Origin of the sequence: Halomonas sp. KM007 (assembly GCF_050709225.1) — a bacterium.
GTDB classification, from domain to species: domain Bacteria; phylum Pseudomonadota; class Gammaproteobacteria; order Pseudomonadales; family Halomonadaceae; genus Vreelandella; species Vreelandella hamiltonii.
On sequence record NZ_CP136131.1, the window covers coordinates 2497242 to 2508685 of the forward strand.

Below are 11444 nucleotides of genomic sequence, written 5' to 3' on the forward strand. Positions count from 1 at the left end.
GATTGATCTTTGGTGCGAGACCCCATGACCTCCCCCCAGCTTCCCCCACAGCAGCCGGGTGGCACGACGCTTTCTCTATCCGAGGAAGCGCTGCCGTCCCATGTCGCTGTTATTATGGATGGTAACAACCGCTGGGCGCGGGCACGGGGGCTGTCGGGAGTGCGCGGCCACCGAGCGGGCGTCGAAGCCGTGCGTGCCGTCATCGAGCGTGCCGCCGAGCGGGGCGTTGGAACCCTCAGCCTGTTTGCGTTCTCCAGTGAAAACTGGAAACGTCCTGCCGCTGAGGTGAAAGCGCTGATGGAGCTGTTTTTGATGGCGCTTAAACGCGAAGTCAAAAAACTTAATGAGCGCAATATCCGTCTGTCGATTATTGGCGAACAGCGTGGCTTTTCCCACGCGATTCAAAAGCATATTCAGCGCGCCGAAGCGCTGACCGCCGAGAACACGGGCATGCATCTGGTGATTGCCGCGAACTACGGCGGCCAGTGGGACATCGCCCGCGCCGCCCGCCAGCTCGCCGAGCAGGTGGCTGCCGGAGAGCTGGCGCCCGAGGCCATCGACGAAGCGCGCTTGGATGCGGCCATGAACACCGACCAGGTACCGCCGGTGGATCTGTGTATCCGTACCAGCGGCGAGCAGCGGCTCTCGAACTTTATGTTATGGCAGCTGGCCTATGCCGAGCTGCACTTTTCGCCCCTGTTATGGCCAGATTTTGATGGGGCGGCCTTCGACAAAGCGCTCGATGATTTCTGCTTACGACGTCGCCGTTTTGGCATGACCGACGAACAAATAGAGGCGCAAGGTGCTTAAACAGCGAATCATCACCGCTGCCTGGTTAGCTCCTGTCACGCTAATTGGTCTGTTTGGATTACAGGGAGGTGCCTTTGCGCTGTTTACAGCACTGATCGTGCTATTAGGTACCTGGGAATGGACCAACTTGGCGGGCGTTATCGTCTCGCGCACGCGCCTGGCGCTGGTGGCCGGTATGGCGGTGCTTATGGCTCTGCTGTGGCTAAGCGGCGCTGCCGTTGCAGTTTGGCCGTTGTGGCTGGCCGCAGCTGGCTGGTTGCTGAACCTCTACTGGGTAACGCACTACCCGGAAAGCAGTCAGCAGTGGCAAGCCACTTCACGCCGTCTACTCATGGGCGTTTGGGTACTGCTGCCGTGCTGGGTAGGTTTTAACGTGCTGCGTGATAGCGGGGCGGTGTGGCTTCTGTTTGTGATGCTGCTGGTATGGACGGCAGACATTGGCGCCTACTTTGCTGGTCGCCGCTGGGGTAAGCGCAAATTAGCCCCGCGGGTTAGTCCAGGCAAGTCCTGGGAGGGCGTGTATGGAGGGCTTGCTGCCACGATGCTGCTAGCCCTGCTGTTTGCCCTTTGGCAGCCCCTTGGAGTGATGGGGGGCGTGGCGCTGATCGTGATTACCGCAGTGGTGACACTGACTTCAGTGCTTGGCGACCTGTTTGAAAGTATGTTGAAACGCTACCGTAATATTAAAGACTCCAGCCAGCTGCTGCCGGGTCATGGTGGTGTGCTGGACCGTATCGATAGTCTCACCGCAGCCATCCCCATCTTTGCGCTGTTGTATCTGCAGGTACTGTCACTTCAGGTGAGCGCGCTATGAGTCACGTCTCGGTTCAGTTGGTCACTGTGCTCGGTGCCACCGGCTCCATCGGTAAAAGCACCTTGGATGTCATCGCGCGCCATCCGGAGCGTTACCGCGTCTATGCCCTAACGGCGCATACCTCAAAAGAGGCGCTGCTTGACCAGTGTAAAGCGCACTCTCCCCGGTTTGCCGTGTTGGATGACGTCGCCGATGCCCAATGGTTGCAGCAAGCGCTCCGCCAAGCAGGCTCCAACACTGTGGCGCTGGCGGGGGAGGATGCGCTATGCGAGGTCGCCCAAGCGCCTGAGGTCGACACCGTGATGGCGGCGATCGTCGGGGCGGCAGGCCTGTTGCCGTCGCTGGCGGCAGCCGAAGCCGGTAAGCGCGTGCTATTGGCCAATAAGGAGGCCCTGGTGATGAGCGGGGCGCTGTTTATGGATGCCGTGGCACGCTCCGGGGCGACGCTGTTGCCGATCGATTCTGAACATAATGCCATCTACCAGTGTCTACCCAGCGAGCATCGAGGCGGATTAGCCAAACACGGCGTGCGTCAGCTGCTTCTAACCGCATCGGGCGGGCCGTTTCGCGGCTGGTCGGCTGCCGATATTGCTAACGTAACACCAGAGCAGGCCTGCGCTCATCCTAACTGGTCCATGGGGCGTAAAATCTCCGTAGATAGCGCCACGCTGATGAATAAAGGACTCGAATTAATCGAAGCGTGCTGGCTGTTTGATGCCACACCCGAGCAGATTCAGGTCGTTGTTCACCCGCAAAGCGTTATCCACTCTATGGCAGCCTATAACGACGGCTCCGTGATTGCTCAGTTGGGTAATCCCGATATGCGCACACCGATTGCCTATGGGCTTGCTTGGCCAGAGCGCATTGATGCCGGCGTGGAAACGCTAGATCTGTTCCAAGTTGCGCGGCTCGATTTTGAAGCCCCGGATGAAACACGCTTTCCCTGCCTGCGCCTAGCCCGAGAGGCGATGCAGGCAGGTGGGGCCGCTCCGGCGGTGCTTAACGCTGCTAATGAAGTTGCTGTTGAGGCATTTTTAGCGGGGAACATCGCGTTTGGTGCGATTCCGGATGTTGTCGCGAAGGTGATGGCCCTGCCGTATCCCGGTCAGGCGGATTCACTTGAACGCGTGCTTGCTGCGGACCGCTGGGCTCGAGAGCAAGCCGCGCACACCATACGCCAGTTAACCGCTTAGCCTCAGCTATTGTTGAGCAGCGTGTCGTGCAAAGGAGCAAAAAGTGGGCCTGATACAGAATATCTTAGCCGTCATCGTGGTGCTGGGGCTGCTGGTGACCTTTCACGAGTTTGGTCACTTTTGGGTTGCACGCCGCTGCGGCGTCAAGGTGTTGCGCTTCTCCGTAGGGTTTGGCAAGCCGCTGTGGTCAACAATTGATCGCCATGGCACCGAGTTTGCGGTGGCCGCCATTCCTTTGGGTGGCTACGTGAAAATGCTCGACGAGCGCGAAGCGCCGGTCCCTGAAGATCAGCTGGACCAGGCGTTCAATCGCAAGACTGTCTGGCAGCGTATCGCCATCGTGGCGGCGGGCCCCATCGCCAATTTCCTGCTGGCCATCGTGGCTTATTGGGCACTGTTCGTGGCCGGTACCACCACGGTGGCGCCGATTGTCGGGCCGGTCACGCCCAACTCGCCAGCGGCCGAGGCCGGCTTGCCTCAGGGCAGTGAAATCACCGCCATCCAGGGCGATGCCATGCGCTCCTGGGAAGAGATCAATTTGAAGCTGGTGTCGATGATCGGCTTCAATGGCGAGCTGGAGATCGAAGCGCGTCCGGAAGGCAGCAGTGCCTCGCGTGCGTATCAACTGCCGATCAGCCGCTACATGGTTCGCCAAGACCCGCCACAACCGCTGGAAACGCTGGGCTTCGTGCCGTGGCGGCCTGATGTCCCAGCCGTGCTTGGGCAGGTGCTGGAAGGGCAGGCCGCGGCCGAGGCTGGCCTCCAGCCGGGAGATCGTATTACGTCGTTGAACGGTGAGCCGGTCCGCGACTGGATGCAGTTCGTCGAGATCATCCGTGACAGCGCAGGCGAAGCCCTTCGCGTGGATTACCAGCGCAACGGTGAATCCGGCACGCTCACCATGACCCCAGGTCGCAATACGCTGGAGAGTGGCGTCGAGGTTGGGTACATTGGGGCAGGTGCCGAGCCGGTCAACTGGCCTGACGAGCTGCTGCGCGACATTCGCTATGGGCCTATCGAGGCATTGGGCCAAGCGTTGTCACGTACCGGTGACATGGTCGTGCTCACGGTAGATGCCATTCGTAAGATGCTGGTGGGGCTGATTTCGCCCTCCAACCTGTCGGGGCCCATCACCATCGCGCAAATCTCCGGAGATTCGGCGCGTGCGGGCACCGAAGCCTTCGTCAGCTTTCTGGCGTATCTGTCGATCAGCCTGGGTGTGCTAAATTTGCTGCCTATCCCCGTGCTCGACGGTGGTCATTTGCTTTACTATTTTGTCGAGGTGCTGCGCGGGCGACCGGTATCCGAGCAGACACAAGCAATAGGTCTTCGCATAGGGCTGGCCATGGTAGGCACCCTGATGCTGATGGCGCTCTATTTCGACTTGATGCGCCTGTGGTAATAACGCGTGTAGCGCGTGGATGGCTTGTCATCTGCCTGCACAAATGTATATGGTGCCTGTCTCAACGACAGGCAGACCAACGCGAGCGAACTGACTGCATGAAAATCAAGACCCTTGGAATGGCGGCACTCTTGCTGGCGGGCGCCAGCGGCGCCCAGGCACAATCCTTTGATGTTTCGGACATTCGTGTGGAAGGGCTACAGCGGGTATCCGCCGCCTCGGTCTTTAATGCGTTTCCTGTCAGTGCCAATGACCGCGTCGATGAGCAGCAGCTGGCCGCCGCCGCGCGTGACCTTTTCGCCACCGGCCTGTTCGAGGACGTCTCGCTGGCCCGCGAAGGCGATGTTCTGGTCATCCAGGTCGTCGAGCGTCCCACCATTGCTCGCCTGAACATTACCGGCAACCGTCAGATTTCCGATGACGACCTGCGTAATGGCCTGCGCCAGTCCGGCCTTTCCGAAGGGCAAGTGCTGCAGCTCTCTACCCTGGACGACATCGAGCGTGAGCTGGAAGGGGTGTACCAGGCGCAGGGCCGCTACAGTGCCAGCATCAATGTCGCCGTGGATGAAATCGATGAAGGCCGAGTTCAGGTCAACATCGATATCAACGAAGGTGAAGTGGCCAAGATTCGCCAGATCAATATCGTGGGCAACCGTGACTTCGATGACGACACGCTGCGTAGCGTCTTCGAGCTGAACGACCGCCCAGGACGTTTCTTTGGCTGGTTCTCGCGGGACGAGTACTCCCGGGAAGCGCTCTCGGGGGACATCGAGCGCCTGCGCTCTTTCTACCTCGACCGTGGCTATGTCAACTTCGACGTGACCTCCACGCAAGTCTCGATTGGACCTGAAAAGTCCGAGATCTTCGTGACGCTGAACATCGACGAAGGCACCCAGTATCGGGTCGGCAACATTCGGTTTGCCGGAGACCTGCAAATCAGCGAAAGCGAAGCGCGCAACCTGCTGCAGGTCAGCAGTGGCGAAATTTTCTCCCGTGGCGACGTCAACGCCTCTACGGAAGCCCTGCGTCAGCGCCTGGGGGCCGAAGGCTTTGCCTTTGCCGAGGTGCGCGGTATCCCTGAAGTGGCCGGTGACGGTGAAACGGTCGATCTGGTGATTGCCGTCGACCCAGGCCAGCGTACTTACGTGCGTCGTATCGAATTCTTTGGTAACACCACCACGCAGGATGAAGTGTTGCGCCGTGAAATGATTCAGTTGGAGGGCGCGCCTGCCTCCACGGAATCCATCACCCAGTCGCGCCAGCGTCTGGAGCGTCTTGGCTTCTTCAGCCAGGTGGAAGTCGACACTCAGCCCGTGCCAGGGCAGCCTGATCTGCTGGACGTGACCTACAACGTCGAAGAGCAGCCGTCTGGTTCGGTCTCGGCCAGCGTCGGTTTCTCGCAGAGCGCCGGGGTGATCTACGGCGTCGGCCTGGCCCAGAACAACTTCCTGGGTACTGGTAATCGTGTCAACGTTGGTGCTCAGCGCAGTGACACGTTCACCAGCGTGAACTTTGCCTTTACCGACCCGTACTGGACCCTGGACGGTATTTCACGGGGCTATAACGTTTTCTATCGCGAGACGGACTACGCCGACTCCGATATTTCCACGTTCTCCACCGACGCCTACGGCGCGGGCATCAACTTCGGTTATCCCATCAGTGAGCTGTCGCGGCTCAACTTCGGGGCGAGCATCGAAGACATCACCGTCAAGACCTACTTCGATACGGCCTCTGAAATTCGCCGTTACGTAGAAGATGAGGGTGACAACGCTCAGAGCCTGAAGCTGACCGCCAGCTGGACCCGCAACAACCTGAACCGCGGTATCATGCCGACGGCAGGTAATTACCAGCGTCTCTCGCTGGAAACCGGCGTGCCGGGCAGCGATGCGGAGTACTACAAGGTTCAGGCCCGCGCGCAGCAGCTCTTCCCGATCAATGACGATGAGACCTGGGCATTCAAGTTCAGCGGTAACCTGGGCTATGCCGATACCCTGGCCAGCAACGACCCTTACCCCTTCTACGAGAACTTCTATGCTGGGGGCCTGGGCTCGGTGCGTGGCTTCACGTCCAATACTCTGGGGCAGCGCACCACGCCCGCCCGCGAGGGTGCACGTGACCGTACCCTCGGGGGTAACGTGCTGGTTCAAGGCAGCGCAGAAGTCCTCTTCCCGATGCCGTTCGTCGAGAACCAGCGCTCGGTACAGCCTTCGCTGTTCCTGGACGCCGGTAATACCTTCCTGAGCTCCTGCTATGACGTGCTGGAAGAAGACGCGGGCCGCCAGCGTTGCAGTTCCGGCGTGGATCTGGGCGATTTACGCTACAGTGTGGGTATTGGCCTTTCCTGGCTGACGCCCGTGGGTCCCTTGACCTTCAGCATCGCAGAGCCGTTAAACGATGAAAGTGGCGATGATACGCAGTTCTTCCAGTTCTCGCTTGGCCAAACGTTCTAATTCAAGGAGTGTCATGATAATGCGTAAACTGACCGCCGCTGTGTGCCTTTTCGGGGCCATGACGCTACCCGCCTACGCGGCTGAAGTCGCTGTACTGGATTGGCGCGCAGCGCTGATGAACACTCAGTCGGCACAATCCTCGCTGAGCCAGTTGGAAAGCCAGATTGGTGGCCAGCAGCGCGAAGCTCAGTCGCTGGGTAACGAGCTGCAGCAGCTGCAAACTCGCTTGCAGCAGGGCGAGACCATGTCGCAATCCGAGCGCGATGCGCTGATTGCCGAGCTGCAGCAGAAGGGCAGCCGTTTCGAGCAGCTTCGTCGTGAAGTGATGCAGGCGCAGCAAACCTCCGAGCAGCAGTTCCTCGAAAGCGCCGAGTCGAAGCTCGAGCGTGCCGTCGAGCAGGTGCTGGAGCGTCACAACATCGACGTTCTGGTAGAGCCGCAGGGAGTGCTGCACTCTTCGACGGACCTTCCCAACGTGACCAACGAGGTCACGCAGATTTTTGATTCGCTGAACTAATTCATGACCGTGGGTGCGGCGCTCGTTGGCCGCACCGCTGCTTTCCTGGGCTCCCATGACGCACGCTTCTCAACACCTCACCCTAGCCGATATCGCACGTCACTTGGACGTTGATTTCGAGGGCGACGCCGACCAGCCAATTCGTGGCCTGGCCACCCTCAAGGAAGCCGCGCCCGATCAGGTGGCGTTTCTTGCCAATCGTGCGTATCTCAAAGACCTGGCCACCACGCGTGCAGCCGCCGTTCTGCTGCATCCAGAGCACGGCAAGAATTGCCCCGTGCCGCGGCTGGAGATGAGCAACCCCTATCTTGGCTATGCCAAACTGTCGCAGCTGTTTGACCCGTTGCCTGCGCGTGATGTCCCGGGTATCCACCCGAGTGCCATCGTGGCGGAAGATGCCACCCTGGGCGAGGGTATCTCGATTCAGGCCAATGCGGTGATCGAGTCTGGCGTGGTGCTGGGGGATCGCGTGGTGATTGGCGCAGGCAGCGTGGTGGGTGCCGACAGCCGATTGGGCGACGATACTCGGCTGCACGCCAACGTGACGGTGTGCCACGGTGTCATCGTCGGGAAGCGCGCCATTCTGCAAAGCGGCTGTGTGATCGGTGGCGATGGTTTCGGCTTCGCTCATGATGGTGCCGGTTGGCACAAGATCGCTCAGTTGGGCGGCGTGATCCTTGGCGATGATGTCGAGGTCGGCAGCTGTTCGAGTATTGATCGTGGTGCGTTGGGTGATACGGTCATTGGCAATGACGTCAAGATCGACAGCCAGGTGCAGATCGCCCATAACGTCACGATTGGCGACCACAGCGCCCTGGCGGGCTGTGTAGGCATTGCGGGCTCCACCAAAGTGGGCAAGCACTGCATGCTGGGTGGCGGCGTTGGCCTGTCGGGTCACCTGACCCTGTGCGACGGGGTGCAGGTAACGGGCATGAGTCTGGTCACCAACTCGATTCATGAGCCAGGTGTCTACTCCTCCGGCACGGGCGCCATGAGCAACACTCAATGGCGCAAGAACGCAGTGCGCTTCAAACAGCTGGATGATATTGCCAAACGATTGGCGCGATTGGAAAAAAGCCAGCGAGAATCGTGAAGCAAACAAGGAATTCAAGGACGAGTGGCTTGAGGCTTGATAACAGCAAGTTATAATCCTCTGCCTTTTGGCCAGCAGGAGTGCTGGCACCTGCCTGACAGGGTTCAGGCGCTATGTCTATTTAGAGGTCGTTACGATGGTTATGGATATCAACGAAATTCGCGAATACTTGCCCCACCGCTATCCCTTCCTGCTGGTGGATCGAGTCACGGAACTGACCGTGGGCGAAGCCATCGTGGCGTACAAGAACGTAAGCATCAATGAGCCATTCTTCAATGGTCATTTTCCGCATCACCCCATCATGCCGGGCGTGCTGGTCGTCGAAGCACTGGCGCAAGTGTGTGGCATTCTGGGCTTCAAGACGGTCAACAAGCTCCCGGCAGATGGCTACGTCTACTATCTGGTCGGTAGCGATAACGTACGTTTCAAGCGCCCGGTCATGCCGGGTGACAAGCTGACGCTGGAAGCCAACGTCATTCGTGGCAAGCGCGGCATCTGGAAATTTGCCTGTCGCGCCACGGTGGACGGCGAGCTGGCGTGTGAAGCAGAAATCATTTGTGCCGAGAGGAAGGTGGCTTGATACATCCTACTGCACTGGTCGACCCCACGGCACGACTGGCCGATGACGTCGAGGTCGGCCCTTTTAGCGTGATTGGGCCCGATGTCACCATCGGCGCCGGTTCCGTCATCGGCCCCCACGTGGTGATCAAGGGGCCTACCGTGCTCGGCGAGCGCACGCGTATTTTCCAGTTTGCCTCGGTGGGAGAAGATTGCCAGGACAAGAAGTACGCCGGTGAGCCGACGCGGCTGGTCATGGGCGACGATAACGTGATCCGCGAAGGGGTGACGCTGCACCGTGGTACGGTGCAGGATCGCAGCGAAACCACCATCGGGTCGCGCAATCTGTTCATGGCATACGTGCACGTTGGCCATGACTGCGTGATCGGCAACGACTGCATTCTGGCCAACCAGGTCACCCTGGCAGGGCACGTGACGCTGGGCAACCATGCCATCCTGGGCGGGCTCTCGGCGGTGCATCAGTTCTGCCACTTTGGGGACCATGCCATGGCGGGCGGTGGCTCGATCATCACCAAGGATACTCCGGCGTTCGTCATGATCAACGGCAACCCTGCCGAAGCGCGTGGCCTGAATCTGGTCGGCCTCAAGCGCCGTGGCTTCAGCCGCGAGGCGATTGCCGCCCTGACCACTGCTTACAAGCTGGTCTACCGCCAAGGGCTGACCGTCGAACAAGCCGTCAGCGATATGCGCAGCCGCTTCGACCTGCCGGAAGTCGTGCAGTTTGCCGACTCCATCGAGCGCTCCACGCGCGGTATCGTGCGCTAATACACCTCAACTGGCTGTCTTGTCTCCATGACACTGCAACGCGTATACCTTGTGGCAGGCGAACTCTCTGGCGATATTCTGGGCGCGGGGCTCATGCGTGAGCTACGCGCCCGGTTTCCTGACGTGGAGTTTCGCGGGATGGGCGGGCCACGCATGGAAGCGCAGGGCCTGAAAAGCCGCTTTCCACTGGAAACGCTATCGGTGATGGGGCTGGTCGAGGTGCTCAAGCACCTTCCCGAGCTGATCCGCGTACGCCGTACCCTGCGTGAAGACGCGCTGGCCTGGCAGCCGGACATCATGATTGGCATCGATGCGCCCGATTTCAACACGGGGCTGGAGAAACAGCTGCGGAAAGCGGGCGTGACCACGGCCCATTACGTCAGCCCTTCGGTATGGGCCTGGCGCCAGGGGCGGGTCAAGAATATTGCCAAGGCGGTGGATGGCATGCTGACGCTGCTGCCCTTCGAGGCCGACTTCTACCGTCAGCATCGCGTGCCGGTGGCGTTCGTGGGCCACCCCCTGGCGGATGAGCTGCCCTTGGTCAACGACCGTCAGGCGGCCCGTGAAGCATTGGGCTTAAAGCTCGACGGGCCGGTATTGGCGCTGCTGCCGGGCTCCCGTGGCAATGAAATCCGCTTCATGGGAGCGACCTTCCTGGCGGCGGTCACGCTGCTTTGCCAGCGCCACCCTGGCCTGCAGGTCGTGATCCCTGCAGCGACAGCCCTGCGGCATCGGGAGCTTGCCGAGCTGCTGTCCGGCTACCCCGCGCTGCATCCGTCGGTAACGCTGCTGGACGGCCAGGCAAGAGAGGCCATGGTGGCCAGCGATGCCGTGCTCCTCACCTCAGGTACGGCCGCTCTCGAAGCGATGCTGTGCCATCGGGCCATGGTGGTGGCCTACAAGATGGCGCCCGCAACCCATTGGCTTGCCCAGCGGCTGGTCAAGACGGCCTGGATCTCGTTGCCCAACTTGATCGCCCAGGAGAGTGTGGTTCCCGAGCTGATTCAGCACGCCGCCTCGCCGGAGGCCATTGCCCTGCAGGTGGGCGAGCTGCTGGAGGATGCTTCCACCCGTCAGGCGCTGGAAGAGCGCTTTGCCGCCATGCACGCCGCGCTACAGCGCAATGCCAGCCAGCGTGCTGCCCAGGCCGTGGCGGCGCTGGCGGCGGGGCAGCCGCTGGAGGCCGTCACGGATGGCCATTGATTCCCGTGATTATCCCCCGCTGGTAGTGGCCTACACCGGCCCCTACCTGGCCGGTGTGGATGAAGTGGGGCGTGGCCCGCTGATCGGCAGCGTGGTGGCGGCGGCGGTGATACTCGACCCCCAGGCGCCCATCGAAGGGTTGACCGATTCGAAAAAGCTGACGGCCCGCAAGCGGGAGCAGCTGGACGTGCAGATACGGGAGCGGGCATTGGCCTTTGCGTTGGCCGAGGCCAGCGCCGCCGAAATCGACACGCTCAACATCTATCATGCCACGCACCTGGCCATGCGGCGCGCCATCGATGCCCTGATGCCCGCCGCCGAATACCTGCTGGTGGATGGCAACCGGCTACCGGGGCACGCCTTGCCGGGCCAGGCCGTCGTCAAAGGCGATGCGCGCCACCCTGCGATTGCCGCCGCCTCGATTCTGGCCAAGGTGGCCAGGGACGCACAGATGGCCGCGCTGGATTTACGCTATCCTGAATACGGGTTTGCGCGGCACAAGGGCTACCCCACTAAAGAGCACCTGGCAGCGCTGGAAGCCCACGGGCCGCTGGCAGAGCACCGCAAAAGCTTCGCGCCGGTACAGCGCCAGTTAGCGCTGCTGTAGCCGTTCTATTT

11 protein-coding genes are annotated in these 11444 nt (G+C 60.7%); all 11 read left to right on the top strand.

Going from position 1 to position 11444, the window contains the following annotated elements:
- Window positions 1–24: 24 nt before the first annotated feature.
- The 11 genes from uppS to rnhB all read left to right on the top strand — a co-directional run bounded on the left by uppS (window position 25) and on the right by rnhB (window position 11433).
- Window positions 25–810: a polyprenyl diphosphate synthase gene (uppS, locus tag RVM27_RS11815; RefSeq protein WP_287808835.1), complete on the top strand. Its 786-nt coding sequence runs from the start codon at window positions 25–27 to the stop codon at window positions 808–810.
- Window positions 803–1624 carry a phosphatidate cytidylyltransferase gene (locus RVM27_RS11820; protein ID WP_287808834.1) on the top strand — a complete coding sequence of 274 codons (822 nt, stop codon included), beginning with the start codon at window positions 803–805 and terminating at the stop codon, window positions 1622–1624. Before uppS ends, RVM27_RS11820 begins: the two co-directional genes overlap by 8 nt.
- Window positions 1621–2817: a 1-deoxy-D-xylulose-5-phosphate reductoisomerase gene (ispC, locus tag RVM27_RS11825; RefSeq protein ID WP_287808833.1), complete on the top strand. Its 1197-nt coding sequence runs from the start codon at window positions 1621–1623 to the stop codon at window positions 2815–2817. The genes RVM27_RS11820 and ispC overlap by 4 nt, the downstream gene beginning before the upstream one ends.
- A 43-nt stretch (window positions 2818–2860) precedes the next feature.
- Entirely contained in the window at window positions 2861–4219 is a 1359-nt protein-coding gene (gene rseP / locus RVM27_RS11830; RefSeq protein WP_498956656.1) for a peptidase M50B family protein, read from the top strand.
- 98 nt (window positions 4220–4317) lie between these two features.
- On the top strand, window positions 4318–6669 hold the full coding sequence (gene bamA, locus RVM27_RS11835; protein ID WP_498956657.1) for an outer membrane protein assembly factor BamA: 2352 nt from the start codon (window positions 4318–4320) through the stop codon (window positions 6667–6669).
- 19 nt (window positions 6670–6688) lie between these two features.
- Window positions 6689–7186 (top strand): OmpH/Skp family outer membrane protein, encoded by a 498-nt coding sequence (locus tag RVM27_RS11840; RefSeq protein ID WP_287808831.1) that lies wholly within the window; start codon window positions 6689–6691, stop codon window positions 7184–7186.
- Between the two features lie 55 nt (window positions 7187–7241).
- Entirely contained in the window at window positions 7242–8279 is a 1038-nt protein-coding gene (gene lpxD / locus RVM27_RS11845) for a UDP-3-O-(3-hydroxymyristoyl)glucosamine N-acyltransferase (protein WP_498956658.1), read from the top strand.
- A 136-nt stretch (window positions 8280–8415) separates the two neighbouring features.
- A complete protein-coding gene (gene fabZ, locus RVM27_RS11850; protein ID WP_026001844.1) occupies window positions 8416–8859 on the top strand; it encodes a 3-hydroxyacyl-ACP dehydratase FabZ in 444 nt (147 codons plus the stop codon).
- Window positions 8856–9623, top strand: coding sequence for an acyl-ACP--UDP-N-acetylglucosamine O-acyltransferase (gene lpxA, locus RVM27_RS11855; RefSeq protein ID WP_096922082.1), 768 nt, complete (start codon window positions 8856–8858; stop codon window positions 9621–9623). The genes fabZ and lpxA overlap by 4 nt, the downstream gene beginning before the upstream one ends.
- 27 nt (window positions 9624–9650) lie before the next feature.
- Window positions 9651–10826: a lipid-A-disaccharide synthase gene (lpxB, locus tag RVM27_RS11860; RefSeq protein ID WP_498938986.1), complete on the top strand. Its 1176-nt coding sequence runs from the start codon at window positions 9651–9653 to the stop codon at window positions 10824–10826.
- Window positions 10816–11433, top strand: coding sequence for a ribonuclease HII (rnhB, locus tag RVM27_RS11865; protein ID WP_498938984.1), 618 nt, complete (start codon window positions 10816–10818; stop codon window positions 11431–11433). The genes lpxB and rnhB overlap by 11 nt, the downstream gene beginning before the upstream one ends.
- Window positions 11434–11444 lie beyond the last annotated feature (11 nt).